Raw genomic sequence first — 25,494 nt, 5'->3', positions numbered from 1 at the left:
CTTTTTCCAGTTTCCAATAACATGTCTAGCAAGAAAAATGCTACTTTAGTATATCTAAATGAAAAAGACCACTCCTGTCAAATCGGTGACTGGATGGTCTTTCATAAAAACTCCCTATCAAAACGGTGATTGGAAGTAAGGCATTTTATACTATATGTAAATTATAAACAAATATTCATTTATAGTCAAGAAGGTGATGGCTTTTGAAATACACTATCTTTTTTGATGAGTCCAATAAATTAGATGCTGAGAAAAAATATTCTTATTACGGTGCATATGGCATTGACGAAACTAAGTGTGATAGTATAACAGCGGAAATTGAGAAAATACTAAGAATGACCGGTAAGACAAGTGAATTTCATTTTACTGAATATAATAATGATAAGGATCTCACCCCATACATTTATTGTTTACATCATTTCATAAAAACAAACTTTCAAATTAACATTTTTGTTGTAGATAATGATATTGCATTTAAATTTGCTAAAACTGCTGACATTTCAGTTACGGAATTACGTAATTTATTTTATGTTAAAATTCCTGAAAGGCTTTTTTACGGATTGACAAGAGGACTTTCAAATGATTATAGAAAAGTTGAAATTGTAGTTGACCACAGTCCTGAATATGGAAGGATGAGGGTATACTCTAAGCTAAAGCAGCAAATGAATGCTCATGCAATATATCGTGGTATGCAATATTATGTCAATAAGGCTTGGTATAAAGAGTCCCATAAATCAATCCCGCTTCAAATAATTGATTTAATAATGGGAATTGTTGTGTTCTTGATGGAAAAGACATACCTGAATATTGATGATGATAAGCCAATAATTAAAAGTGATCTTATTTATCGCTTTTTAATTGAAGATAATAATATTGATTTATTTCAGGCCCAAATTAATATATTTAAGTGGGACGGACAAAAAGATACTATTCATGAAGTCAACATTTCGGAGTATTTATCACAATTTATGGCATTTAAAGCACAATTTGATGTTAATGAAATGACAAAAATATTGAACATTAGAAACCCTACTGATACAACTAAGGATATAAGATTGAAAATGGGGTACACAAATAATCAATTAAGAATGTTACTTGGTTATCTTGATCAACTTAGTGGTAGAGGAAGAAATACATTTATAATGCAAAATTACAATAAGATATTTAATGCTTAAGTGAAATGGAACCCTATGAGGTGGATGGCGAAAGGATCACGGTTAAAGACCACTTCCATAATATTTTGAAAAAGTGCCTGACAACGTGGCCGTCTAATTTTTGGACACTTCGGATTTTATTAAGTAAGGATTTGATGTAGATCAATTTATATCATTAAAAAAACTAGTGGATAAACATGGGATAAAAGGTGAAAGTTAGTAGCATTCAAAGAAATGCCTCATTAGTTATCCGAAAAGTGTGTTAATACATATAGTGAAGATTTATTTTGTATCAAGAATATTTACGTGCTTCTCGAAGGGCATGGGTAATAAGTCGATTAAGTACATGGTCGGTTCGGATCATTTTATTCGCTATAGCGAATGTAGTTATTCTTTCTTTAAGCTTGTCATTTTATTATGCTGGCTCAATCACCATTGGAACAATATATATGGTGGTATATTTTACAAATATGTTAGTTCAGCCCTTACAAGATATAGCAAATAATTTACAAGAGTTTCAAAATTTTAATGCTAGTATTCTACGTATTAATGAACTCAAGCAGACACAGAATGTTCTAACAGACAAGGGCAGTCATTATCTTTCATCCGGACCTAAAGAAGTTACATTTAATCATGTAAGCTTTTCCTATGGAAACGACAAAACTGTATTGAAGGACATTAACTTGCGGCTGGGTAAAGGCAAGACCTTGGGCATATTAGGGAGAACAGGTAGCGGTAAATCAACCATTATTCGCCTTCTATCTAGAATCTATGATCCTTCTGTAGGAACAATAACGGTGGATGGTATCAACTTAACCGATATTTCTCTTACGCATTTAACGGAGAAAATAGGAGTAGTAACACAAGAAACCTACTTGTATCAAGGCAACATACGAGATAATTTGACATTCTTTAACCCTTCAATAACCGACGAAGATATCTTTACTGCGATTAGAAGTTTAGGAATTGAGGACTTTTTTAGTCGATTCCCTAGAGGATTAGATACTATCATACAACCAGGTGGTGGGGGATTATCTTTCGGTGAAGCTCAATTGCTTGCATTAATACGGCTATTTTTGAAACAACCGGACATCATTATTCTCGATGAGTATTCATAAAATTAGATGTGATTACCGAGAACTGGTTGCAACAGGCAGTTAAGAATTTGATGATTAACCGGACAGGTATCATTTTTACTCATCGATTATCAACAGTAAGTTATGTATTTTAAATTGCCTCGTAATTGCCAGCAACGGTAGATCTGGGGAATAGTCCTTATGTCCAGCACTGAGCATAATACCGTGAAACAGTGTAAACAGGTGATTCAACTACGCCTTAGAAAACTCCACTTGAGCGCCAAAATGAATTTGACGATGGGCAGGTGGAGGGATAGAATAGTCATTGGTTGAAGATTATGATCCCTCGGCATTATGACACTTTAACGATAATATATTTTTTACAACACTCAAGTTAATAAATCTATATAAGTTGAAGGAGTAAATTATATGACTGAATATATGACTGAAAAGGAAAAATCACATGCCGGTATGTTATATCAACCCGGAGATGCTGAACTTGTAGCGGACCGCGATATTACTATAAAAAAATTGCACGATTACAACAACATACACCCGCTTGATCGCGACGCAAGACAGGTCGCCATACGCGAGTTGCTGGGCAAGACTGGAGATAACTGCGTTGTGGAGCAACCACTTTTTTGCACTTATGGGTATAATACCACAGTGGGCGATAATTTCTTTCTTAATGTCAATTGCAAGCTTATGGACAGTGGGAAAATCACAATTGGCAACAATGTATTTATAGCACCCAATGTCTGCATTATAACGGAAGAACATGCTCTGAATGTGGAGCAACGCTTGGAAGGGTTGGAATATACACATCCAGTCAATATCGGTGACAACGTCTGGATCTGTGCTGGCGTTATGGTATTGCCGGGCGTGACGATCGGCGCGAATAGTGTCATAGGTGCGGGTAGTGTTGTTACAAAGGATATTCCGGCCAACAGTTTGGCTGTCGGTAATCCCTGCAAAGTAATACGTAACTTAAACGATAAATGAATCAATATTTACTTAGCTATGGCCAGATGCTTGTAAACATATTCCGCTATCGGGTCAGATTTGGAACAAGCAATAGGTTTTATTTAAAAGAATAGGACAAGTAAAAAGGTGTACAGGTGTAATATGCTATGTGCGCCTTTACTTGCCTTTTCTTTTGTCAATCTGTGTTTAAAGTATATGCTCAAACGATATAAAACGGTAAAAAAGGATCTTGGTTCAAAATGGAGGAAATACTTGATATATAAGCATTTATATAAGTATATATATGTTTCATATAGCTATCTCTGTTAGGGGCGGAATGATGTGATGAATCCTGAACACCTTGACCCATAAAGGTTTGTGGATGTCAAGTCATTTCCTTGGTAATGTTTTTTAAAAAAATTCTGCTAATATTAATAATAAAATCCTTCACTCCATCTTGGGTGAAGGATTTTTCTTTTATTTTTACAGGATTTAGTTTATCAGTTAGCTAACTTATTCTCTCTAAAGTATAAGCCCCCATTCCTTGAATCATTCATATTGATACGATTAAGATGGCAATCGCATTTTATTCATTCGGGTGGTGTGGTTAAATTAATAAATAAAATTTGATTATCAACTATTATGTGGATCAATAAAGGGAGTAATCTCCCTATATCAGTGGTAATAAATGAACAGTTTATCTTTCATAAAATTTAAAAAATGAGGTGATCATTATGTTGGATGAACAAAACAATGAACCAAGTGGGCAAAGATGACTGGGGAACGTGCAAGAATTGACGCAAAGGTTAACGACACATACATCGTATACGAGAAAAATGGAAAGCTTGTAAAGGAATTTCCGAACGGAGACATCATTCCCTTTAAAAAAGATGGTGAGTCCTTCTGAATAACAGGTGGGGGCTATTTACGCTTACTTTACTTAATTATCAATTTATTTCATATGTAATAATGTGCTGGGTTTCACCATTTCTGTCTTATAAGATGGTAACTTAAAGAACTTCAATATATAATAGGGATAGCTAAATTAGCTATATTAGCTAATCAAAAGGAGTGTTAAGATGAAAGTTAACTCAACAGAATTGCAAAATAACTTTGGAAAGTACTTAATGCTAGCGGGACAAGATGATATTATTATTACTCGGAATGGAATGGAAATTGCCAAATTAACTGCTATAACAGAGGCATCGGTGGAGAATGCTGATGGAACAGATATGATTCGGGAAAATGCATCTGAATACAGCTATGGTGGAAAAAGGGCAACATACGAGGAGTTTCTGCAATTGCAGGAAGAAACCGAAGAAAGGTATGAGTATATTGATGGGGAAATTTATTGGCTTGCTTCTCCTAGAACAGTACACCAAATTGCGATAACGGAATTGCTGGTAAACTTTTATAACACCTTTCAAGGGACGGGTTGTACTCCTATGGTTGCACCCTACGATATTGAACTGCGGAGGAATCCGGAAAATAGGAATATAGTTCAGCCGGATCTGATGGTTATTTGTGATCTCGAGGATCATTTGAATGAAAGCGACTATTATAAAGGTGTTCCACAGCTTGTTGTGGAGGTGCTTTCGAAAAGCACGCAAAGAAAGGACTTGATTAAGAAACTTGATTTATATATGTCTTGTGGTGTAAATGAGTATTGGATTGTCAATCCCGATAATCAAGAAGTCACCATTTATGAATTTGAAGATAAAAATATCAGTCAATATTCCACTTTTAAAAAAGGTGAATCAGCACAATCGTTTATTTTTTCGGAGCTAAGCGTGAAGGTTGACGGGATTTTTCGGTTATAAAAATGCGTATTTACTGGAAAAAATGCTGTGGTAAATAGTGACTTGGATTCTATGTGAAAAAGTATAGATCAGGAATTTGCCACAATAAAAGAGTTTGTCGGACTTATACCCGATGAGGAAAAGGGGCGCTATGCTTTGCGAATATTAAAAAAGTGAGGACAGCCAATCTAATGAGATTACTGGACTAAAGACCACCTTTGTCAAATGGGTGACTGGGTAGTCTTTACAACATAACTCCCCATATTTTCCTTATTTTTTAGGAGGTAACATCATGGATTCAGTTCTTAAGAGGTATCAAAGAGATTTCTCGCATTCTTATACGTTTGGTGTCTTTCCGACAATTGAGTTGATGAAGCATAAACCGCAGATGGTGGAGAAGGTTATATTGAATTCAAAAGGCTTGGAAAACGCAGGAATCGGTAAAATAAACGATCTGTGTAAAAAAATGAGAATTCCGATAATGATTAATGACTGATTAACTTTGAAATTGAGTAAAAAAGAAGACTGTTTTGCTATTGGTGTTTTCAAAAAATATACTTCGCGATGTATAAAAGGTCATAATCATGTGATCTTTGATAATCCAAGCGATATGGGAAATCTAGAAACTATTATTCGCACAATATTAGGTTTTGGGATAACCGATCTGGGAATCATTAAACCCGCCGTTGATATTTTTAACCCCAATGTAATTCGTGCTTCTATGGGAGCAATATTTCGGGTAAACATCGAGTGTTTTGATAACTTTGATCAGTATAAGAAATTACATCACAATAGTGTCTATTTCTTCGCTTTAAATAAATCTGCAACAAAGCTGACGAATATCAACCATTCCGAAGACCAGCAATTTACTCTTGTCTTTGGAAATGAAGGCTCGGGGCTGGGAGAAGGATATATGAATAAAGGCGAGTGTGTGATTATTCCACATACGGACAATATCGATTCTCTTATAGCGGTTGGTATTTCAGTTCAACAATTTACTAAAGATCTATTGTCTGTACCAGTCACAGAGTAAATGATAATAGTAAATGCTTCATGCACGGGGTCGCGGATTGTCATTTGATTTAAATTTAAGTGTTAACTATACTGAGATATTAGTAGAAAGGATTTGTGTTTATGCAAGAGACTGCACTTTATCCTTTTCCCCTTGCTCAAAAAGGAATCTGGTATGCAGAATGCTATTACTAGGAATCTCATAAGAAATTGGTCTGCACTTAATTGTGGGAGCAGTCACATGTTGCTACACTTCATGTCTTAATAAGTGGGTTATGGAAAATTGTCCGGAAAGGGACTGTTAAATGAAAGAGCTGCTATGTGCGGTTCTTTTTTTATTTTGACACGAGATCGTTAAGTAATCAAATAATGAAGTCAATATATAAAGACCTCCAATATTTCCGTAAAAATATTGACCTGGTACTAAATCTATATTATATTTTAATTATAGACTTGGTACTAAATAAAGAAATAAGAGATATTATGAGGAGGCGCGGAAAATGACATCGGAAATTATTGTAATGAATACAGGCGGAATTGCGCTTGGTGCAGATAGAGCGGTCACAGTGGGACGGGATAGAACGTGCTATATGGCGGATAAGATTTTCGGATTTTCTGGAAAACATGCGATTGGCGCTATGGTGTATGGCTCGGGGAATATGTTTCATGTGCCGTGGGAGACGTTAATCCGCCTGTATGAGCAGCAGCTGAAAGAACCGCTTAACACGGCAAAGGATTACGCATTAAATTTTATTCACTTTTTGAATAAACAGGATAGCCAGGAGTTTATGGCGGATATTCACGAAGTTCGCCATTTAGAAAACACAATGGCTAGTGAGCTGGATAAGTTATATGGGTACCTTTCGGAGCTGCATCAGGAAACACACCGGGAGTACAGCAGAATCCGACAGCCTGAAGAAATTCAGGAACTATATAAAGAAAAAGCCGCGGCATTTTTGCAAAAGAGCATGCAAGAACTCCTGGAAAAAGACTATCCCACACAGTTGAATGAAGAAGACGAGGATAAGTTGCTCAACGAGTATGGACAGCAGGCGGAATCATGGATTTCCGAGAGATTCGAAAAGTATTTATATGAAGAAGAATGGATAGAAACGATAAAATCAATTCTGATCCTGCCGATGATCAAAGACTTCTCTCATCAGCTGTCGGGCATCATCTTTGCAGGCTATGGCGATCAAGACATCTTCCCGGCAGCCCATTTGCTCATCATAGATGGCAAGGTGAACGGCAAGACAAAGTTTTTTACTAGGCAATATTTAGTTCATCCAGACCGCCGATCTCTGATTGTGCCGTTTGCGCAAAGAGATATGGCTAAAACAGTGATGCACGGCATCCATGAAGAAATGGAAAAGGAATTATCTGAAGGGCTTCACAAAGACATTAGAAATATAACTAAACTTATTATGCCGAAGATTAATGAGCATGTGGAAGAGGAAGAAGGAAGAGTGGCCATTCAAAAAGAGTTCAATTCTGCTTTGCAGTTTATCTATAAAAGATATGAAGAAAACTTAGCCAAGCTGAAACGGGAAAAGTTTTCTGCACCGCTTTTACATAGCATTAAAACGCTGCCTGCAAAAGAGCTGGCAACTGTTGCTGAATCACTTGTACAAATTGCTCCATTAAAAGGAAACGGACTCGCAATGGAAACGGCAAAACAGTCAACTGATGTCGCCATTATTACAAAAGACCAAGGTTTTGTTTGGAAAAAAAGAGGAGGCAATCATGAATAGTAAATACCGTGTGTGGGGCTTGGGCAACTTTATAAAAGACCATCTATTGCTTTTTGTACTATTGACTATCATTTTAACTAAAGTTTCAAACAAAGGGGTAGATAATTGGCTCAGTCATATAGCGAATGCTGACAACCAAACGTTATATACATATCACTACTCACTTGGCATCAATGGACTTATACTTGTAATTCCTTCTGCCATTGTTAGCATATTACTCATAAAAGGGGCACTTAAACTTGAAGAAAGGTATTTGCCTTCACCAATTCTGATTCGCTTTAATGCTTTTGGCATTTGGTGTTTTAAAACTTTACTTAAAGTAGGAAAAATGGTGATCAAAGTTAGCGGGGCTTTAATATACGGTTTTTTCTGGATTATCCATGCAATTACTGCCATGTTCGAAATCGGAAAAGGCGGATCTTCCTACAGCGGTCATTCTGTCAGGCACAATTCAAATAATTCATATGATAAGGATAGGTTGAAAAAGGAAGCAGATTGGGAAGCGAGGCAAAAAGAAAAGGAAGCCAATTATGCTTTGAAACAAGCAATTAAACAGGGCAACTACAATAAGAATACTTATCATTTTGATTATCGGGTCAATCGTACAAAAGCAATGATACACGAAGCTAATAAAGCGAAAAAAAGAGCGAGGGATCTCCGTTAAGTTTTAAAGTGCGGACAACTATGATGCACTTTTAGATATCGCACAATAGGCATCTCCGACGTTAAACCAGTGTCTAGGGACAGTGGGGGGCTGGGCAGATTTATAAAGCCCTTCCCCAAAAAAAGCCTCCTCTAGGTTTTTAGACTTAAGAAAGCTTCTTTTTTTGATAATCTTTTTCCGTCGATGCCTTTATGCATTTCGTTTATTAATAGGGAGTGCCTGGCTCCCGCTTTCTTTCCTTAATAGAAAGCACTCCGATCAAACCGATGATGGAAAAGATGACTGGAATGATGAAACCGTAGTGGTAGCCGGCATTTATATTTCCTACAGTGTGAAAATGGTCTAATACACTGCCATAAATGGTTGGAAGCAATACGGCACTTAGGAATCCACCTGTATTCGCAAATCCGGAAACGAGACCGGATTCTGATATTGGGTATGATTGACGGATAAAGGCGAAGGTTAGCATACATGCCCCATAACAAAGACCTATCATAAAGAAAAGTGTCATAACCAAGAAAATTGGCGGTTTCCCAGTAAAGAGGACAAAGGCAGACCAGCATATTAACATTATTGTATGAACTACAATGTATGGGCGTTTCACCATTCCGAATCGACTTGAAATCCAGCTCGATAGTGGTGCACCAATAAGTGCTCCGATTAGGCCTACCATAATAAGTTGACTTGCATCTGATCGCGTCATCCCAAATACATTCATCCCATAGGGAACTGCCCATGAACCGATAAATCCAACATACGCACCGACCACCCCAAAGTGACAAAAGAATAAAGCCCATGCTTGCCAACTCGAACAGATTCTTTTTAGTAAAATGAGCGTTTTTTCGCGATGAGCTTCATTTTTTTCAAATACGGATTGCTTTGGCCTTTTTACAAGTACAACATAAAGCATCATCCCACATAAGCATAATAACAGTCCTGCTGTAAAAAATGCTGCCCTCCAGCCAAGTAGGTCAATCCATAACGAAAAAGGCACTGTCGCCAAAATGAAACCGAGGCTTCCTGTCATTCCGGCCAAGCCTATTAATTTTACAAATTCCTTTGCATTAAACCATTGGCTCAAAATTAACACTAGATTGACCCAGATCGTTGCATCCCCTATCCCAGTCAATATTCTCGCAAAAAACAGGATGAATTCATGTGTGCCAAGGCTATACATAATCGTGCCAGCTCCTGTCAGGATCGCTCCAATAATTAGAAAAAAATTGGGCCCAAAACGATCAGTCAAGATACCCATTGGAATTTGTAAGCCGGTATATACTAAAAATTGTATGCTTGCAAGTAGTCCAATTGTTGATGCAGTTATAGAAAAATCGTTCATCAATTGATCTGTAATCAAGCCCGGAGCTGTTCGCTGACTCGACATGAGTAAATACGTACATGTGACAGCAATAAATACCACCCATCTAAACCTGCTATTTTGTTTATCCAATGATTTCTACTCCTGTAGTCTTTTACTCTTATATATATGGGATTACCGTTATTAAGAACTTTTTTTTGAGTGGCGATTAAAAACGTAATACAGCTAGGACTGCTTTCTAAGTTGTCCGCAAATCTATTACATCAGAAGAAAAGCTATATAATTAGAGATGTAAGTTTGTGCTCTATATGTAATAATGGACTAGTAGAAATATAACGTAGCAATTCATACATAGTGAAAGTGGGAATCATAATGGCAACGGGAACACATACAGTTGAAATTCCAGTAGATGTGCAAGTGGTTTGGGATTATGTCAGTGATCTTGAAAAATGGGCAACGACAGTACCAGCTTATAAAGAACACGAAATCATAAATGACAAGCAATCTATTTGGACATTTGAAGGTAGTATAAAGGGTATTAAAAAAACAATACAAGCGCAAGTAGATATTACTGAATGGATTGAACCGTCAAATATTAAGTTTGAAATAAAAGGTTTATCAGATAACTTTACAGGAAGCGGTCATTTTACTACAGAGGGTGTTAATGGTAAAACAACGATGACATGTGCGGTTGAAGTCCAGGCGGGCGGATTATCGGGTGCGTTGTTAACACCCCTTATTAAATGGGCTGTTCCAAAAGTAGCATCCCGTTTAACAGAATCTATCGCAAATAAAATTCCAGTACTCTCATAGTCTTTAAAGAGTGAACATTGCTTTATTTTGGAGATACGCCAGGTACCGAGACATTTTTGAATGTTTCATTACCTGGCATTTTTTTGAAAATGTATTGATTTTGTGGAAATAACTCATTATTATACGATAAATAAAATGAGGGTGTCAATAATAAATTTGCAAAAAATAAGAGAAAATGTTATTCTATAAGTAGAATACCTTTGAGAAAGCTTTTGATAATCGCGCGCAAGTTCTTCCAGTTAGAATTTGAGTGCGATTTTTTAATTGAATAATTTATTTTGACTATATTGCTGGCAGACTAAGAAGAATTAAGGTGTCAAAAAATACTTAAATATATTATAAAAGGAGAGTTGCTTAATGAATCTCATCAATGAAGAAGTTACTCATAAAGTCTTTGGTGAAGGAAATATTGTGGGTCATGATGGATCTATCATCACTATTGATTTTAATGAACAAATTAAAAAATTTGTTTATCCTGATGCTTTTGGGAAATTTATTACGCTAAATAATCGGAATACTGCGGAAAATTTGAAGGAAGTTCTTTTGAAGAAGGAAATGGAAGAAAAAGCAATTGAAAGGAAACGTAAAGAAGAAAAAGAGCGCCACGCAGCTGAACTGCAGCGCAGGGAAAAACTGAAGAACTATAAGATTCATGAGAGTTCACAAATTGTTTTCTGGCTGGATGAAGAAGAGCAACAAACTGTATTTACCGACTGGCAAGTATTTACTGGTAAAGTTCAAAGCGGAAAAAATAAAGATCAGCCAAACAGAGTAGCTCGTTTGCGACCGAATAGCGCAGTGCTTCTAACTGCAAGAGAGTCGGATCAAGAAGAGACAGAGAGACGAATTCTCGGCCTTTACATGGTAAACGAAGCATTTTCCGGCAATAGTAGCGATGATGGAATGGTCCTGTCTCATTCAGAATTTAGAATTGAGCTCACAGATGAAGAATCAGAGAAACTGCACTTTTGGAATTACTATATAAATGAGAACTATCCTCATCGTACTACGTGGGACTCTGGTAAATATCGTTACTTTGATAATGTTTTGACTGCTCAAATCTTAAAAGATCTCACTGAAATAAAAACAGATGCTGAGCAAATCGAAGAAGCCAAAAATTTCCTGAAATACTTCTGTCAAATGAATGCCCTTGACGTGGACAACATTCCAGAGGCGAGCGGGGCTTTAAAGTAATGATATATGTTCCATTTAAGGGTATAAAGTAGTCTAAAAAGTTTTTCGGTGTCTGTATCAAATAACATTCATATAAACATCCATCAACATTTTTATGATGGATGTTTTTCTTTTGGTTAAATACTAAAAGCTTAATTCATTATGCATAAACTATGAGGCATATCTGTCTTAGACAGGCTTTGTATTGAACAGATAATACAACAAATGAGGCTTATTATACATAGACGTTTCAAGTATTTATACTAGTACATTTAAATTAATATACAAAATATAAACGTTGACATGGTACTAAATAACGTTTATATTTTGTATATAGAATTGGTACTAAATCGGAATGAGAAGGAGAGAAAATGAAAAAGGTTATTGAAGGTTCCGTTTATAACACTGAAACTGCCAAAAAAGTTTGCGAACAATCAACTAAGGAAGTTGAACATGAAAAAGGAGCAGAGGTCCAAAAACAAAAACAGCTTTTCAAGACAAAAAGTGGTAAATACTTCTTTTTCATCAAAAATGAATTTCCCGGGTATGTAGATGTTAACAATGATGACTTAAATCCCAAATTTGAAAAAGTAGATTTAGTTGAAGAAAAGATTATACCAGTTTCTTATGAAGTGGCCTTGCAATTTGCAAGCGAAATTGCCTCGGAAGATTCGGAGTCCAAAAAAATGATAAGTAAATTCTTTCCGGAACTTATCGGTAATGATATTGATGAAAGTATAAAAATCCAAAAGAAAATTTATTTATCAGAAAAAGCCAACTGGTATTTAGAGATGATGTTAACGGTAAATAACGATACAAACAGTAGCATTATCGAGAAACTAATCATGAATGAGTATCGAAGACTTTATTCAAAAGGGATCATGGTGAGAGATCCATACTTCGAAATGGAAGATTAATTATCAATGCGAGGAGAGATCATATGAAAACAACTGTTAAGAGATTTATTTTAGATAACATGACTGATTCGAACTTTGAAAAAGTAGTTGATCTATTAATAATAGAAAGCGTGAGAATATATGATTCAGAAATATCCGTTACAGTATCTGAGTATTTAAATAAGCAAAAACCTTGCTACAGCAAAAACAATTCATTTGAAATATTAAATGAAATTAAAAAAATCTCAGATGCTTATATACTTAATTATAAAGAAGATGCTTTTCTAGATTGGGAAATGGAGTTTTTGAATAGGCCAACATCACAATGGATGCCGACAATGAATAAACCAGAAGAAAATTCAGATGTATTGGAACTAAAGGAATCGATAGCGAATAGCTCGGAAAGTGATTCGGAAAAAGTGAAAGTTGAAATTATAGATGCAGATCCTTTTAGCTCGGATGAAGAAATTGATATCTCCGATTGTCTACCTTTTGGTTCTGAGCCACAAGAAAAAGATAAACTATTATACAATTCCTTTAGTCAGTTAAAAATCGCCTTTCTTACTGAAACCTACCAGAATATAGAGAAGAATTATATTAATCCTTGGGATGTGAATGCTACTAATTATCAAGAGTATGTTCACCAGGAAAAAAATAAATTCGCTTTGGGATTATCAAACTTTATATATGAGATTTTGCATTATACGACAGAAGCCAAGCTTGAACAATTTTCTGATGAAAGATCACTTGTCAAAATAGATAATGATAATGAATATTCCGATGAATATTGTGTTCATTTTCATCTAGACAATCGAACTCGATATATTTCGGAAGAAGTCCGTAGTGCCTATTATAAAAGATATGATTGTGAATTTGAACAAGAGCCGCCTAAATTTATTGAATATGAGATATTACTAGAATACCTGTTTAATTATGAATATACATATATCCTAGCTCCATTCACAGACTATCTAAACGAAGAATTAATCGTTCCAGAGGTATCGGAAAAATATGGCATTTTTGAACAACTCATTCAGATTCTTACTTTTCAAGGCTTTACCAAAGATGAACAAATAACAGAAATTTGCAGTGCTAATAAAACCTACGAGAACAGAATATTATAAAAATCTACTTGGTTTATGGAAAAATTTTCGGATATACCTGGGATGTTGTAGTATCGGGAATTTCCACATACACGCACATTGGAAGAGATACCAGATGATGTTTACATCCGCAATTCACATGGATGTAAAGGAAAAAGACCACTCAATCATAAAAGGTAGAGTGGTCTTTCTATTGCGAAAAATATTTACAAATTAATTAATACATTTATGGCTATGCTCTAAATCATTGAAAATAAATACTTGACATTTATCGTTTACAATCGTAAACTAAGATTATACAGGATGATTACAGTTGTAAACGAAGCGGAGGGTGAGACCTTGACTACTGAAAACGAAGTTAAAATTACAGATTCAGAATGGGAAGTTATGCGTGTTGTATGGGCGCAAAATAAAGTGACAAGTAGTGAAATCATTGAAGTTTTGCAGCAAAAGAGAGATTGGAAACCGGCAACTACTAAAACCTTTATTGGAAGACTTGTAAATAAAGGAATGCTTGAAACTGAGACAAAAGGTAAGAAATATATATACTCTTCAAAAGTAAATGAAGGGGAATTAATAAAAGCTTCACTTGATGATTTTTTTAACAATATATGTAGCACGAAAGTTGGAAATACAATAGCACAATTGCTTTCAAATGCAACTTTGAGTTTTAAGGATATTGAGTTATTGGAAGAAGTTTTAGAAATGAAGAAAATGGATGCTGTTGAGGAAGTCCCTTGTAACTGTGTTCCTGGACAATGTAAATGTAAAGAATATGGGCATTGTAACTGCAATTCGGAACATTGCAATTGTAACCATTCTATATAAAAAACTAGTTTTGCAATAAAATATCTAAAATATTAAATAGAGAAAAGGAAACATCAAAATTCAATATTTTTTTACCTTTTATATACCCCTATGGAGTATTTTTAGAGAGTATATGATTATGAATTGGGGAGAGGGTGTAGATTGACATTAGAAACAGAAAAAAAGATCAAAGTTGCTGTAAATGGTGGAATTAATTATGGTGCCAAGTTAAATGGGAAGCAACTTATGACTTTAGCAAAATATTTAGATGATGATCAAGAACTTGAAGTAACGACATTTCAACAGCTATATATCGAAATTCCAGAAGACGGAAATGAAAAAGTACTAAATGAATTTGAAGAAGTGGGATTAAGTTGTTACCCGGTGGGGAATTTTGTAAAAAGCCTACGAACTTGTAATTTTTGTAAAGGCTCAGAGCAAGAAGGAATGCCTGTAGCGAAAGAATTAAATAAAAGAATTGCTGGAAAACCAGTACCTTTCACCTTAAAACCGGCTTATACAGGATGCCCAATCGGTTGTGGGGAACCGATGATGAATGATATTGGCGTGATGAAAATGAAGGACACTTATACGTTATATATCGGCGGTAAATCGAAAGGACACGATGCGAGGGTTGGAATAAAACTAATGGAAAAACTGACTCCTGAAGAAATATATGATTCAGTAGAAAAGATTATTTCGATGTATAGCGAACAAGGTAAAAAACGTGAATCGTTTTATAGATTTGTTTCAAGAATAGGTATTGAAGAAATTCGTAAAAGTGTTTGTAACTCAGATGAGACTTGGGATAAAACTTTTGAACTAGAAAGAAGGGAAATGTAATGAGCGAAACAACAAATCATGCAACACTTGCGATAACTGGTATGACTTGTGCCGCATGTTCTAACCGTATCGAAAAAACATTAAATAAAATGGATGGAGTAGATGCTCAAGTTAATTTAACTACGGAAAAGGCATCGATTGATTACAATCCGGATAAAACTTCACTTGAAGATATTACAACGAAAATTGAGAACATTGGGTATGGTGTTTTAAAAGAAAAAGTGGATCTTGATGTGTTTGGGATGACGTGCGCAGCTTGTTCTACCCGTATAGAAAAAGTGTTGAATAAAACAGAAGGTGTAACGAACGCTACTGTCAATTTAACGACAGAAAGTGCAGCGATCGAATACAATCCCGGATTAGTCGATGTTCAAGGTTTGATTGAGAGAATAAAAAATACTGGTTATGATGCAAAACCAAAAGCTGAAGCACAAGAGAAGCAAACATATAAGGAAAGAGAACTTCAAAGTAAAAAAGTGAAGTTGGTCATATCAACGATTTTATCGATACCACTATTAGTAACGATGTTAGTTCATTTATTTAATATGGATATACCCGCTATATTTATGAATCCTTGGTTCCAATTTGTTTTAGCTACTCCGGTTCAATTTATTATCGGCTGGCAATTTTATGTGGGGGCATATAAGAACCTTCGTAATGGTGGAGCCAATATGGATGTACTTGTTGCATTGGGTACAAGTGCAGCCTATTTCTACAGTTTATATGAAGCCATAAAGACGATCGGAAATACTGCATATATGCCTCATTTATACTTTGAAACGAGTGCTGTATTAATTACGTTGATCTTATTTGGTAAGTATTTAGAAGCGAGAGCGAAAAGTCAAACGACGAATGCGATTTCCGAATTACTAAACTTACAAGCAAAAGAAGCCCGCGTCATTAGAGATGGCAAAGAAATAATGATTCCAGTTGAGGAAGTTGTTGTCCATGATCGTTTAATTGTAAAGCCAGGAGAAAAAATACCTGTGGATGGTATTGTCGTAAAAGGAAAAACGTCTGTCGATGAATCGATGCTTACAGGTGAATCGATTCCAATTGAAAAAGATCCAGGTGCGACACTAATTGGATCTACGATAAATAAAAATGGTTCTATTGAAATGGAAGCTACAAAAGTAGGGAAAGATACTGCCCTAGCATCTATTATCAAAGTTGTTGAAGAAGCCCAAGGATCGAAAGCACCTATTCAACGTTTAGCGGATGTAATATCCGGCTATTTCGTGCCAATCGTTGTAGGTATTGCGATTTTAACCTTTATCATATGGATAGCCTTTGTCCATCCTGGTGAAATTGAACCTGCTTTAGTTGCAGCAATTGCCGTACTTGTTATTGCTTGTCCATGTGCGTTAGGGCTTGCTACACCAACATCTATAATGGTTGGGACAGGGAGAGCGGCTGAGAGTGGAATTCTTTTTAAAGGTGGAGAACATTTAGAAAGAACCCATCAGTTAGAGGCTATTGTTTTAGATAAAACAGGAACGATTACAAAGGGAAAACCAGAAGTAACGGACTTTACTGGTGATAAAGAGACTTTACAATTATTAGCAAGTGCAGAAAAAGGATCTGAACATCCGCTTGCAGGCGCGATCGTAGCATACGCAACAGAGAATGATCTTGATTTTATTGATGTCGATGAATTTAACGCGATACCTGGTCATGGTATTGAAGCTACCATATCTGGAAAACATATTCTCGTTGGAAATCGAAAATTAATGAATGACCATCAAATTGACATTGGAGGTAACGAAGAAAAATTAGTTGAGTTTGAAACGAATGGTAAAACAGCGATGTTGATTGCCATTGATGGAAAGTATCGGGGCACTGTTGCCGTTGCAGATACGATTAAAGAAACGGCTCCACAAGCTATAAAAGAGCTAAAAGAACAAGGCTTAGAGGTAATTATGTTAACAGGTGACAATGAAAGAACTGCCCAAGCTATAGCCAAACAAGTTGGAATTGATCAAGTCATTGCCCAAGTGCTACCTGAAGAAAAGGCTGATAAAGTGAAAGAAATTCAAGCAAAGGGTAAAAAAGTAGCGATGGTCGGAGACGGTGTGAATGATGCACCAGCACTAGTTACGGCAGATATTGGAATTGCGATTGGAACGGGTACAGAAGTAGCCATTGAGGCAGCTGATGTAACCATTCTTGGGGGAGAGTTATTGCTCATACCGAAAGCGATCCGTATTAGCCATGCAACGATTCGGAATATTCGTCAAAATTTATTCTGGGCTTTTGGATACAACACAGCAGGAATACCTGTTGCAGCCTTAGGACTACTTGCCCCTTGGATTGCAGGAGCTGCAATGGCATTAAGTTCAGTGAGTGTTGTGACGAATTCACTTCGCCTAAAGCGAGTAAAACTTTAAGTGGGTCACTGTATCCCCATTGTAAGGAGGTGAAAAGATCATGGAAAAAACGTTAAATGTGCAAGGTATGACTTGCGGTCACTGCAAAATGGCTGTTGAAGGTGCATTAAAGAATTTAGATGGCGTATCAACAGCTGAAGTAGATTTAGAAGCTGGTAAAGTAAGTGTTACTTTTAATGAATCAAAAGTAAATGTAGAGGCCATGAAAGAAGCGATTGAAGATCAAGGCTATGATGTTGAAGCCTAAATATAGAATAAAAAGCTAGTTTTTTGTCAAAACTGAGCTTTTCTATAAATGATATCCTAGCTTTAGCTTAATCCACACCCGGCATGTCATTAGCTGCCGGGTGATTATATTATTAAGTTATTCAAGCTACCTTCACAAATTTTAGTATGAGTTTCTTGGCAAGACAATTTTGTACAGACTGGTTAAGGAATAGGCCACTCACTAAATTATACAACTGCGAAGAGATTATAAAAAATAAGTTAATGAATTGACATTTTACCCGTAGGGGTATATTATAAGATTTGTAAGAGAGATTCACAGACAAAATTAATACGGATCTTTATAGGAATAAAGCAAAAGTCGTTATAAAGAAACGACTATTTTATTACTGGTTTATATACCTATACAGGTATGTGTAATGTTTACATTATGATCACGGGTACTGCAGTTTAGTATAAGACTATGTAAAGGAGCGAAATATTATGGCAAAAAGAATTTTAGTAGTTGGTGGAGTCGCTGGCGGCGCATCTGCAGCTGCAAGATTACGTAGAATGGATGAAAGTGCAGAAATATTAATGTTTGATAAAAGTCCACACGTATCTTTTTCTAACTGTTCATTACCATACCATTTAAGTGGAGTTGTTGAAAATAGCGAATCACTAGTATTAATGACCCCGGAAATGTTAAAGACCCGCTACAATATTGAGGCTAGAGTTAATAGTGAAGTAATCCATATTAACCGAGAAGAAAAAACGATCACGGTTAAGGATTTAGCGACAAATAACACCTACGAAGAGGCTTATGATAAATTAATCCTATCTCCAGGTGCAGCACCTATACGTCCTAATAAGCTTGAAGGTATAAATAATTCGAATGTATTCACGGTGCGAAATGTAGTGGATATTCAACAGTTAAATAGTTATATAAAAGAAAAGAATATCAAAGATGTTGCCGTAATTGGTGGAGGATTTATCGGTATTGAAGTAGCAGAAAACCTTCGTTTAGCTGACTACAACGTATCCTTAGTAGAATTTGCTAATCAAATTTTGACACCGTACGACTACGACATGGCACAAATCCTTCACAAGGAAATGGTAGACAATGGTGTAAATCTAATTGTGAACGATGGTTTAGCCAAAATCAGTGAAAATTTTATCGAAACACAATCTGGTGAAAAGATCCCAGCGCAAGCCGTTGTTTTAGCAATAGGTGTAAGACCTGAAACGAAACTAGCTGAAGAAAACGGTCTGGAAATTGGTGAAACTGGAGCTATAAAAGTTAATCGGAATTATTTAACAAATGACCCAGATATTTATGCCATTGGGGATGCCATTGAAGTATATCATCGCTTATTGCATAAACCAACACGTCTAGCTTTAGCAGGCCCTGCCCAAAAACAAGCAAGAGCGGTAGCAGATCATATCTATGGTATACCAAGCCGTAACTTAGGTGTGATTGGGTCATCTTCCATTCATCTATTTGACTTAAATGCGGCATCAACAGGGTTAAACGCAAGAACAGCTGAAGCTGCAGGTTTTAGTTATGATTCTGTTTATATTATGCCTGCCGATAAAGTAGGATTAATGCCAAATAGTAATGTCATGCATTTCAAATTAGTGTATGAAACACCAACAGGTAGAATATTAGGTGCACAGGCAATTGGCAAGGGGAATGTCGATAAACGTATCGATGTGATCGCTACGATGATTACAATGAATGGGACATTAGAAGACCTGAAAGACTTAGAATTAACCTATTCTCCAATGATGGGGACAGCGAAGGATGTTGTCAATCATGCAGCATTAGTAGCCTTAAACCAATTAGACGGAAGATATAGCGAGGTAAAAGTTTCTGAGGTTCGCGAATTAGTTGAGAATCATGCCTTTATTATCGATGCTCGCGAAAAGAATGAATATGAAGCAGGACATTTAAAGACAGCTATTAATATTCCTTTAAGTGAATTCAGAAATCGCTTGGATGAAATACCAAAAGATAAACCAGTATATATCCATTGTCGCTCTGGGCAACGAAGCTATAACATGGTGATGGCTCTGAAAAACTTAGGTTATACGAATGTATTTAATATTTCTGGATCTTACTTAGGTATTAATCTATATGAATACTTCAATGATTTAGTAACAGGAAGAGAGAAAATCGTTACCGAATATAATTTTAAATAGTGAATCAGAAAATCATTTCTTATTGATCATAGGTGGTGGATATGAGTACCTATTTTATTATAATTGTTGTCACAGTTTTTTGTATTTTGTTATATAGAAGGTATTTCCCTGTGTTGAGTATTCCATGTAAAAAAGTCGATGATGAAAAAGTACGCACTGTCGTTCTAGATATTAGGGACTATAATATAGATGTCAATCATGATCAAAGTGATATGCATATACCGTATGCTTATTTGAAAAGGTTCATTCAAGAGATTCCACGCCAGAAATTACATGTAATTGCTTATGATCGTCTAGAACTAAATCTAGGGTTAAGATATTTAAAAAGCAGGGGATACCAAGTAGCTAGTTATCAAATAAATAATTGTCCGTGTAGAGATAAGGAGTGAGAATTAATGGACTATGATAAAGCAGTTGTCAATCGACTAAAACGAATTGAAGGCCAGATTAAAGGTGTTTTAAGTATGATTGAGCAGAATCAAGATTGTAAAGATGTCATTACTCAGTTATCTGCTTCACGAAATGCAATTGACCGCACTATTGGTTTGATAGTTAGTATGAATTTAGAACAATGTGTTCGGATAAATATCGAAAATGGTGAAAGCGCAAAACAAGTAGTTCAAGAAGCTGTAGATTTGTTAGTTAAAAGTAGATAAGTTCATTAATTCAAGCATCAAAAGGAAGCGTTGATGAACTTCTCTTTATTAATGGGAATACCCGTGCTGGTATAAAAACGATTGTTTGGAGGGATTAATAAATGAAAGAAATTACTGCAAAAGAATTAGAGCAACATTTAATAGCAGGTGAAAAACTTAATATTATTGACGTTAGAGAAGAAGAGGAAGTATCTGTAGGTAAAATCCCTGGAGCGAAGCATATTCCATTGGGGCAAATTCCGGATCACTTGGACGAATTAGATAAAAATGAACATTACTACATTGTATGTCGTTCAGGAGGAAGAAGTGGTCAAGCATGTGAATTCCTTATTCAAAATGGTTATAACGTAACGAATATGGCGGGCGGCATGCTGGATTGGAAAGGAGAAATAGAGTAAATTGCTCTTTACTTATAAAAAATTTAAAAATAGGAGTAATAAAAATGGGAATCGTTGAGTGGATTCTGTTAATAATAATTGTCGTATTTTTCGCTAGTCGTTTTATGCCAGTTAAAGGCATCAACAATATAAGTGTTCAAGAGACTAAAAATAAATTTAAGGATAATAATGTCCAATTCATTGATGTTCGCACGCCTGGTGAATATAAGGCGAATCACCGCAATCCTTTTAAAAATATTCCGCTTTCTAATATAGCTAGTAAAATAGATAAGCTCGATAAGGAAAAAGAAGTTGTTGTCATTTGTCAAAGTGGAATGAGAAGTGCAAGAGCGGCAAAAATCCTTAAGAAACATGGCTTTCAAAAGATTTACAATGTAAAAGGCGGTATGAGTGCTTGGGTCTAGGAAGGGAATACACGTTATGGCAAAACAAATAAAAGCTATAAATGGGGTATGGATTTTTGGATTTGACCCGGTACGAATGTTAGAGGTGCTGAATACTAGGGTAAATTAGATTAAAAGATTATTGTTGTATTCATATGCGTTAAGGTGAATTCTAAAATAAACAAATATAATGGAGGTTCTATGATGGAGAAAAATATTACAGTTTACACAACAACTCAGTGTCCTTATTGTACAATGCTTAAAGGCTTTTTATCTCAAAACAATATCCCTTTTAAGGAAGTAAACGTTGAGAAAGATCCAATTATGATGCAAAAGATAGTTAAACAAACGGGACAAATGGGCGTTCCTCAAACAGAAATTAATGGCAAGTGGGTTATTGGTTTTGACCCGGAGAAAATCATGGATGCTCTTAAACAGTAAACTTGAGGAGATAAATGTAAAGATACTTTCTTCATGGAGCTGAGAATTTCCCACTTTAAGCTCTTCTATGTGGTGAGAGGTTTATTTTAGTTATTTTTAGGGGGCGAATCTGATGGCAGATGTTAACCAGAGCTTAAAGATTGTTTGGAATGGAAATACAAAAGGAAATGGAAGTATAAAAGCGAATAATATTGAAACAAGGATTGCAATTTCTCAATCTTCTGGAGGTAGTGGGGAAGGGACGAGTCCTAAAGAATTACTTGTAAGTTCTGCGGCAGCCTGTTATACAATGACTCTTGTTGCTATCCTTGAATCAAGAAATTTACCTGTCGTTCAATTGTCAATGGATTCAGAAGTAACCAATTCTAAAGAAGAAGAACTCAAAATTGTACATCATCCTCGAATTACATTGTCTACTGATGCAACAGAAGAGCAAATTCAATTAGCTAATCGAGCATTTATGAGTGCTGACAAGGGTTGCGCAATCGGAAAAATGTTAAAGAAAGCAGATGTTCAAATTGATATTGCAGGCGAAGTATCTTTACAATCTGGGGAAGAAATTTAGTAATTAATTCTGTTAAAGTCGTTCTATAAGAGGGCTGGTTGAGGAATCCTTCATTTCTCACTAAAACTATAACAAGAAATAGTGGGTAAAATCGTCCGATGATGACTTTACCCACTAATTTTGTATGTTTTTATATAAAGTTAGTTATTTTGTTGTAGGAAGTCCTCAGTCGAATTTACCTTGGCGTACATACCGTTAAGTGCACTAACAAACGCAGTATGGACCTGTTCTGCAGGTACAACCTTACCTTGATAAGCTAGATCTCTAGTTGCGCAGGCATCTTCAATTAGTGTCGTTTCAAAACCTAGATCAACTGCAGCTCGAACGGTTGCATCAATACACATATGCGTCATCATACCGACAACCACTACTTTGGTTACACCATTTTCTCTTAATTTGCTTTCTAAATCAGTCTTCAAAAAGCTATTAGGGAAATTTTTCACGATAATGTTTTCATCTTCTAATGGTAGAACAGTTTCATGGATTTCGGCTCCCTCTGTATCTGGAAGAAAGAAGCCTAATTCTGGACTACTAGCGATATGCTGAACATGGAAAATATTATCTTTGTTATTTTCTCTAAACCAAGCAAGAACTTTAGCAGCATTAGCAGCTGCTTTATCGGGATTGCTTAACTCCATCTTTCCATTTAGAAAGTAGTCATTCTGTATATCAACAATGATTAAAGCTGTACTCATTTTATTCACCTCGTAAAAATATTTACTACAATATAATCATAAATAATATCTTGACTATTATCGATACTTTGCTGAAACACTTTTAGCTTAAATCATTTCATCGTGAAAGGAATTTATTATGGAACTCGATCACATAGATTTTCAAATACTTCGGATACTGTCGGAAAATTCACGTATTCAATGGAAAGACTTAGGTGAACAAATTCATATGACGGGACAAGCAGTGGGTAATCGTATTAAAAAGCTTGAGGAAAGTGGCGTAATCAAAGCTTACTCGCTATGTATCGACGAGATGAAAGTAGGCTTAACCTTTACAGCGTTTGTCATTATCTATATGAAAACAGCAAACCATGACTCGTTTATACGTTTTGTTCATGATCGAAATGACGTCATAGAAGTTCACCGAGTATCGGGAGAAGGGTGTTACCATTTAAAAATAAAAGTTAAATCCCAAGATCGACTAAATCTGTTTCTACATAAGCTGCTGGATTATGGTAATTACAGTATCCATTTATCTTTACAAGAGATTAAGCAAATGAATCCATTGACTGCCACATGACAATACAGCAAGATCAAAAAAGGGTAGAATACCTCAGTATTTGAGATACTCTACCCTTTTTTTGTAGTTTAAATATCTTGATTATACTCTCCCCACTGGCACATTTCTTGGATGATTGGCCAGAGGGATTTTCCCTTTTTAGTAAGGCTATATTCGACTTTTGGAGGAATTTGTGGATATTCCTCACGATGAACTAGACCATCCTCTTGGAGTTCTTTTAATGTAGTACTAAGCGTTTTATAGGTTATTTTCCCTAACATTCGCTGAAGCTCATTATAGCGCACTGTACCGTTTTTGGATAATTGATAAATAATAAGCAGCTTCCATTTACCACTGATAATGGAAAGTGTATAGCCAAAGAAAGGTTCTTGGTTATCGGAAAACTCCTCATTCCTATCGTTAACCTCCAATTTTTTCATACCAACACTATCCTCCTAGATAGTATGCGTCTTAAAAGTGCATACTTGTTCGTTGATCTATACCAACTATATAATGCATCTATGATTAAGTAAAGACTGGTTGAAGTAACATTCACACTATCCATATAGATAGTATATATCTAAAAAGTGCATACTTGTTCATTGGATTATATGATCTATATAATATATTAGAATCCCAAGTAATGGGCTATAAATTTTTACTTTGGAATTAACTTTTTAAAAAGGCGCATTAAAAACGAACGAAATAGATTAGGAGGCAACAAAATATGTTATCACAACAATATCAAGACAATATAGACACACTACTGCAAAAAATTGAAGAAGCCGATGCGATTGTTATTGGCGGTGCTGCTGGTATGTCTGCGGCTGGAGGGTATAACTGGTATCGGGATGATGAAAACTTCCGGAAATATTTCGGTGCATTTGCTGAAAAGTATGGAATTGACAGCATATTTGGAGGCTTTTACTATAAATTCCGCACAGAGGAAGAACGGTGGGCTTATCTAGCAACGTTGATCAACTTTGTAGCGGAAGTCCCGATCGGCCAACCCTATAAAGACTTATATGAAATTGTTAAGAATAAAAACTACTATATTCTTACGACAAATCAGGATACCCAATTTTTACAAGTGTTCCCGGAGGAAAAAGTTAGTGCCATTCAAGGTAACTGGACATATTTGCAATGTAGTAGTCCTTGTCATGATGGTATTTATCCCTATGCGGACAAGGCAAAAGAACTGTGTAACCACATCGAGGGAACAAAAACTCCATCTATCATGGTTCCGACATGCCCAGAGTGTGGCGGTCCGATGGAACTGTGGGTGCGCTCCTTTGTATTTTTAGAAGGGGCCAAATATCACGATGAGCATAAAAAATATCGTAAATTTCTTTTGGATAATCGTCATAAGAAGGTTCTCTTTTTGGAGTTAGGTGTCGGTCTAATGACGCCGATGTTCATTAAAGAGCCTTTCTGGAACATGACGTTCACTTGGCCTGATGCATACTACATTACAATCAATCCAAATCCAGAGCATAACATACTGCCAGGGGAACTGAAGGATAAGGGACTGGCCCTAGATGAAGATATAGCTCAAGTCATGCGAGATGTTGTGGCTAAACAGAAAAAAGCAAAAAAGCAAGATGCGGTTTGATCATTCCGGTAAATGGGTGATGTCGTTTTGAATTCAGAATCT

General features: G+C 35.8%; 29 protein-coding genes. 26 read left to right on the top strand and 3 right to left on the bottom strand.

Features of this window, described 5'->3' with window-relative positions; translation table 11 throughout:
* Positions 1 to 203 precede the first annotated feature (203 nt).
* From BN1243_RS10300 to BN1243_RS10265, 9 genes are all read left to right on the top strand, one after another.
* Positions 204 to 1,175 (top strand): DUF3800 domain-containing protein, encoded by a 972-nt coding sequence (locus tag BN1243_RS10300; RefSeq protein ID WP_062106541.1) that lies wholly within the window; start codon positions 204 to 206, stop codon positions 1,173 to 1,175.
* A 383-nt stretch (positions 1,176 to 1,558) separates the two neighbouring features.
* Positions 1,559 to 2,272, top strand: coding sequence for an ATP-binding cassette domain-containing protein (locus BN1243_RS10295; protein WP_230200169.1), 714 nt, complete (start codon positions 1,559 to 1,561; stop codon positions 2,270 to 2,272).
* Between the two features lie 387 nt (positions 2,273 to 2,659).
* Positions 2,660 to 3,232, top strand: a complete 573-nt coding sequence (locus BN1243_RS22865; RefSeq protein ID WP_326569833.1) for a sugar O-acetyltransferase — start codon at positions 2,660 to 2,662, stop codon at positions 3,230 to 3,232.
* 733 nt (positions 3,233 to 3,965) lie between these two features.
* Complete coding sequence (locus BN1243_RS22860) at positions 3,966 to 4,100, top strand: hypothetical protein (protein WP_268258070.1); 135 nt, start codon at positions 3,966 to 3,968, stop codon at positions 4,098 to 4,100.
* Positions 4,101 to 4,272: 172 nt separating this feature from the next.
* The gene (locus BN1243_RS10285; RefSeq protein WP_062106537.1) at positions 4,273 to 5,013 is read left to right on the top strand and encodes a Uma2 family endonuclease; all 741 of its coding nucleotides are present in this window, start codon (positions 4,273 to 4,275) and stop codon (positions 5,011 to 5,013) included.
* Positions 5,014 to 5,284: 271 nt separating this feature from the next.
* A complete protein-coding gene (locus tag BN1243_RS21785; protein ID WP_062106535.1) occupies positions 5,285 to 5,488 on the top strand; it encodes a hypothetical protein in 204 nt (67 codons plus the stop codon).
* Positions 5,489 to 5,500: 12 nt separating this feature from the next.
* A complete protein-coding gene (locus BN1243_RS10275) occupies positions 5,501 to 6,025 on the top strand; it encodes a TrmH family RNA methyltransferase (RefSeq protein ID WP_154669841.1) in 525 nt (174 codons plus the stop codon).
* Between the two features lie 478 nt (positions 6,026 to 6,503).
* Positions 6,504 to 7,754 (top strand): hypothetical protein, encoded by a 1,251-nt coding sequence (locus tag BN1243_RS10270; protein WP_062106531.1) that lies wholly within the window; start codon positions 6,504 to 6,506, stop codon positions 7,752 to 7,754.
* Positions 7,747 to 8,418 carry a hypothetical protein gene (locus BN1243_RS10265; RefSeq protein ID WP_062106530.1) on the top strand — a complete coding sequence of 224 codons (672 nt, stop codon included), beginning with the start codon at positions 7,747 to 7,749 and terminating at the stop codon, positions 8,416 to 8,418. The genes BN1243_RS10270 and BN1243_RS10265 overlap by 8 nt, the downstream gene beginning before the upstream one ends.
* Positions 8,419 to 8,623: 205 nt before the next feature.
* Here the strand turns inward: BN1243_RS10265 and BN1243_RS10260 are convergent, their stop codons facing one another.
* On the bottom strand, positions 8,624 to 9,868 hold the full coding sequence (locus tag BN1243_RS10260) for an MFS transporter (protein WP_062106528.1): 1,245 nt from the start codon (positions 9,866 to 9,868) through the stop codon (positions 8,624 to 8,626).
* A 240-nt stretch (positions 9,869 to 10,108) separates the two neighbouring features.
* Here BN1243_RS10260 and BN1243_RS10255 point away from each other — a divergent pair, with 240 nt between their 5' ends.
* From BN1243_RS10255 to BN1243_RS10185, 15 genes are all read left to right on the top strand, one after another.
* Positions 10,109 to 10,549, top strand: a complete 441-nt coding sequence (locus tag BN1243_RS10255) for an SRPBCC family protein (protein ID WP_062106526.1) — start codon at positions 10,109 to 10,111, stop codon at positions 10,547 to 10,549.
* A 357-nt stretch (positions 10,550 to 10,906) separates the two neighbouring features.
* Positions 10,907 to 11,743, top strand: a complete 837-nt coding sequence (locus tag BN1243_RS10250; RefSeq protein WP_062106520.1) for a hypothetical protein — start codon at positions 10,907 to 10,909, stop codon at positions 11,741 to 11,743.
* Between the two features lie 350 nt (positions 11,744 to 12,093).
* Complete coding sequence (locus tag BN1243_RS10245) at positions 12,094 to 12,639, top strand: hypothetical protein (RefSeq protein ID WP_062106518.1); 546 nt, start codon at positions 12,094 to 12,096, stop codon at positions 12,637 to 12,639.
* A gap of 23 nt (positions 12,640 to 12,662) precedes the next feature.
* The gene (locus BN1243_RS10240) at positions 12,663 to 13,742 is read left to right on the top strand and encodes a hypothetical protein (protein WP_062106516.1); all 1,080 of its coding nucleotides are present in this window, start codon (positions 12,663 to 12,665) and stop codon (positions 13,740 to 13,742) included.
* Positions 13,743 to 14,060: 318 nt separating this feature from the next.
* Positions 14,061 to 14,549 (top strand): CopY/TcrY family copper transport repressor, encoded by a 489-nt coding sequence (locus tag BN1243_RS10235; RefSeq protein ID WP_062106514.1) that lies wholly within the window; start codon positions 14,061 to 14,063, stop codon positions 14,547 to 14,549.
* A gap of 141 nt (positions 14,550 to 14,690) precedes the next feature.
* Positions 14,691 to 15,371 (top strand): NAD(P)/FAD-dependent oxidoreductase, encoded by a 681-nt coding sequence (locus BN1243_RS10230; RefSeq protein ID WP_062106512.1) that lies wholly within the window; start codon positions 14,691 to 14,693, stop codon positions 15,369 to 15,371.
* The gene (locus BN1243_RS10225; protein ID WP_062106510.1) at positions 15,371 to 17,758 is read left to right on the top strand and encodes a heavy metal translocating P-type ATPase; all 2,388 of its coding nucleotides are present in this window, start codon (positions 15,371 to 15,373) and stop codon (positions 17,756 to 17,758) included. Before BN1243_RS10230 ends, BN1243_RS10225 begins: the two co-directional genes overlap by 1 nt.
* Positions 17,759 to 17,798: 40 nt before the next feature.
* Complete coding sequence (copZ, locus tag BN1243_RS10220; RefSeq protein ID WP_154669839.1) at positions 17,799 to 18,005, top strand: copper chaperone CopZ; 207 nt, start codon at positions 17,799 to 17,801, stop codon at positions 18,003 to 18,005.
* A 461-nt stretch (positions 18,006 to 18,466) separates the two neighbouring features.
* Positions 18,467 to 20,164, top strand: coding sequence for an FAD-dependent oxidoreductase (locus BN1243_RS10215; RefSeq protein WP_062106506.1), 1,698 nt, complete (start codon positions 18,467 to 18,469; stop codon positions 20,162 to 20,164).
* 41 nt (positions 20,165 to 20,205) lie between these two features.
* Positions 20,206 to 20,553 carry a hypothetical protein gene (locus BN1243_RS10210; RefSeq protein ID WP_062106504.1) on the top strand — a complete coding sequence of 116 codons (348 nt, stop codon included), beginning with the start codon at positions 20,206 to 20,208 and terminating at the stop codon, positions 20,551 to 20,553.
* 6 nt (positions 20,554 to 20,559) lie between these two features.
* Positions 20,560 to 20,820 (top strand): metal-sensitive transcriptional regulator, encoded by a 261-nt coding sequence (locus BN1243_RS10205; protein ID WP_062106502.1) that lies wholly within the window; start codon positions 20,560 to 20,562, stop codon positions 20,818 to 20,820.
* 101 nt (positions 20,821 to 20,921) lie between these two features.
* The gene (locus tag BN1243_RS10200) at positions 20,922 to 21,218 is read left to right on the top strand and encodes a rhodanese-like domain-containing protein (RefSeq protein WP_062106500.1); all 297 of its coding nucleotides are present in this window, start codon (positions 20,922 to 20,924) and stop codon (positions 21,216 to 21,218) included.
* Positions 21,219 to 21,262: 44 nt separating this feature from the next.
* Positions 21,263 to 21,622 carry a rhodanese-like domain-containing protein gene (locus tag BN1243_RS10195; RefSeq protein ID WP_062106498.1) on the top strand — a complete coding sequence of 120 codons (360 nt, stop codon included), beginning with the start codon at positions 21,263 to 21,265 and terminating at the stop codon, positions 21,620 to 21,622.
* A gap of 183 nt (positions 21,623 to 21,805) precedes the next feature.
* Complete coding sequence (locus tag BN1243_RS10190; RefSeq protein ID WP_062106496.1) at positions 21,806 to 22,042, top strand: glutaredoxin family protein; 237 nt, start codon at positions 21,806 to 21,808, stop codon at positions 22,040 to 22,042.
* Between the two features lie 112 nt (positions 22,043 to 22,154).
* Positions 22,155 to 22,607: an OsmC family protein gene (locus BN1243_RS10185; protein WP_062106494.1), complete on the top strand. Its 453-nt coding sequence runs from the start codon at positions 22,155 to 22,157 to the stop codon at positions 22,605 to 22,607.
* 140 nt (positions 22,608 to 22,747) lie between these two features.
* On the opposite strand, the gene BN1243_RS10180 is transcribed toward BN1243_RS10185, so the two are convergent.
* Positions 22,748 to 23,302 (bottom strand): cysteine hydrolase family protein, encoded by a 555-nt coding sequence (locus tag BN1243_RS10180; RefSeq protein WP_062106492.1) that lies wholly within the window; start codon positions 23,300 to 23,302, stop codon positions 22,748 to 22,750.
* A gap of 118 nt (positions 23,303 to 23,420) precedes the next feature.
* On the opposite strand from BN1243_RS10180, the gene BN1243_RS10175 reads away from it, so the two are divergent.
* Positions 23,421 to 23,861 carry an Lrp/AsnC family transcriptional regulator gene (locus BN1243_RS10175; protein WP_062106490.1) on the top strand — a complete coding sequence of 147 codons (441 nt, stop codon included), beginning with the start codon at positions 23,421 to 23,423 and terminating at the stop codon, positions 23,859 to 23,861.
* Between the two features lie 68 nt (positions 23,862 to 23,929).
* On the opposite strand, the gene BN1243_RS10170 is transcribed toward BN1243_RS10175, so the two are convergent.
* Positions 23,930 to 24,280 (bottom strand): winged helix-turn-helix transcriptional regulator, encoded by a 351-nt coding sequence (locus tag BN1243_RS10170; protein ID WP_062106488.1) that lies wholly within the window; start codon positions 24,278 to 24,280, stop codon positions 23,930 to 23,932.
* A gap of 287 nt (positions 24,281 to 24,567) precedes the next feature.
* Between BN1243_RS10170 and BN1243_RS10165 the strand changes: the two genes are divergently transcribed.
* A complete protein-coding gene (locus tag BN1243_RS10165) occupies positions 24,568 to 25,452 on the top strand; it encodes an SIR2 family NAD-dependent protein deacylase (RefSeq protein ID WP_230200168.1) in 885 nt (294 codons plus the stop codon).
* Positions 25,453 to 25,494: the final 42 nt, after the last annotated feature.

The sequence above is a fragment of the Bacillus niameyensis genome (assembly GCF_001375535.1).
GTDB lineage: Bacteria > Bacillota > Bacilli > Bacillales > Bacillaceae_C > Lederbergia > Lederbergia niameyensis.
Note: the sequence above shows the minus strand (reverse complement) of the source record. Positions and strands in the feature narration are given on the sequence as shown.

What these genes read in the sequence shown, in the direction of transcription:
- BN1243_RS10215 (WP_062106506.1), top strand. Translation starts at nt 18,467, where the DNA reads ATGGCAAAAAGAATTTTAGTAGTTGGTGGAGTCGCTGGCGGCGCATCT.
- copZ (WP_154669839.1), top strand. Translation starts at nt 17,799, where the DNA reads ATGGAAAAAACGTTAAATGTGCAAGGTATGACTTGCGGTCACTGCAAA.
- BN1243_RS10200 (WP_062106500.1), top strand. Translation starts at nt 20,922, where the DNA reads ATGAAAGAAATTACTGCAAAAGAATTAGAGCAACATTTAATAGCAGGT.
- BN1243_RS10180 (WP_062106492.1), bottom strand. Translation starts at nt 23,302, where the DNA reads ATGAGTACAGCTTTAATCATTGTTGATATACAGAATGACTACTTTCTA.
- BN1243_RS10265 (WP_062106530.1), top strand. Translation starts at nt 7,747, where the DNA reads ATGAATAGTAAATACCGTGTGTGGGGCTTGGGCAACTTTATAAAAGAC.
- BN1243_RS10255 (WP_062106526.1), top strand. Translation starts at nt 10,109, where the DNA reads ATGGCAACGGGAACACATACAGTTGAAATTCCAGTAGATGTGCAAGTG.
- BN1243_RS22865 (WP_326569833.1), top strand. Translation starts at nt 2,660, where the DNA reads ATGACTGAATATATGACTGAAAAGGAAAAATCACATGCCGGTATGTTA.
- BN1243_RS21785 (WP_062106535.1), top strand. Translation starts at nt 5,285, where the DNA reads ATGGATTCAGTTCTTAAGAGGTATCAAAGAGATTTCTCGCATTCTTAT.
- BN1243_RS10185 (WP_062106494.1), top strand. Translation starts at nt 22,155, where the DNA reads ATGGCAGATGTTAACCAGAGCTTAAAGATTGTTTGGAATGGAAATACA.
- BN1243_RS10170 (WP_062106488.1), bottom strand. Translation starts at nt 24,280, where the DNA reads ATGAAAAAATTGGAGGTTAACGATAGGAATGAGGAGTTTTCCGATAAC.
- BN1243_RS10270 (WP_062106531.1), top strand. Translation starts at nt 6,504, where the DNA reads ATGACATCGGAAATTATTGTAATGAATACAGGCGGAATTGCGCTTGGT.
- BN1243_RS22860 (WP_268258070.1), top strand. Translation starts at nt 3,966, where the DNA reads ATGACTGGGGAACGTGCAAGAATTGACGCAAAGGTTAACGACACATAC.
- BN1243_RS10190 (WP_062106496.1), top strand. Translation starts at nt 21,806, where the DNA reads ATGGAGAAAAATATTACAGTTTACACAACAACTCAGTGTCCTTATTGT.
- BN1243_RS10175 (WP_062106490.1), top strand. Translation starts at nt 23,421, where the DNA reads ATGGAACTCGATCACATAGATTTTCAAATACTTCGGATACTGTCGGAA.
- BN1243_RS10165 (WP_230200168.1), top strand. Translation starts at nt 24,568, where the DNA reads ATGTTATCACAACAATATCAAGACAATATAGACACACTACTGCAAAAA.
- BN1243_RS10240 (WP_062106516.1), top strand. Translation starts at nt 12,663, where the DNA reads ATGAAAACAACTGTTAAGAGATTTATTTTAGATAACATGACTGATTCG.
- BN1243_RS10205 (WP_062106502.1), top strand. Translation starts at nt 20,560, where the DNA reads ATGGACTATGATAAAGCAGTTGTCAATCGACTAAAACGAATTGAAGGC.
- BN1243_RS10225 (WP_062106510.1), top strand. Translation starts at nt 15,371, where the DNA reads ATGAGCGAAACAACAAATCATGCAACACTTGCGATAACTGGTATGACT.
- BN1243_RS10210 (WP_062106504.1), top strand. Translation starts at nt 20,206, where the DNA reads ATGAGTACCTATTTTATTATAATTGTTGTCACAGTTTTTTGTATTTTG.
- BN1243_RS10195 (WP_062106498.1), top strand. Translation starts at nt 21,263, where the DNA reads ATGGGAATCGTTGAGTGGATTCTGTTAATAATAATTGTCGTATTTTTC.
- BN1243_RS10250 (WP_062106520.1), top strand. Translation starts at nt 10,907, where the DNA reads ATGAATCTCATCAATGAAGAAGTTACTCATAAAGTCTTTGGTGAAGGA.
- BN1243_RS10245 (WP_062106518.1), top strand. Translation starts at nt 12,094, where the DNA reads ATGAAAAAGGTTATTGAAGGTTCCGTTTATAACACTGAAACTGCCAAA.
- BN1243_RS10285 (WP_062106537.1), top strand. Translation starts at nt 4,273, where the DNA reads ATGAAAGTTAACTCAACAGAATTGCAAAATAACTTTGGAAAGTACTTA.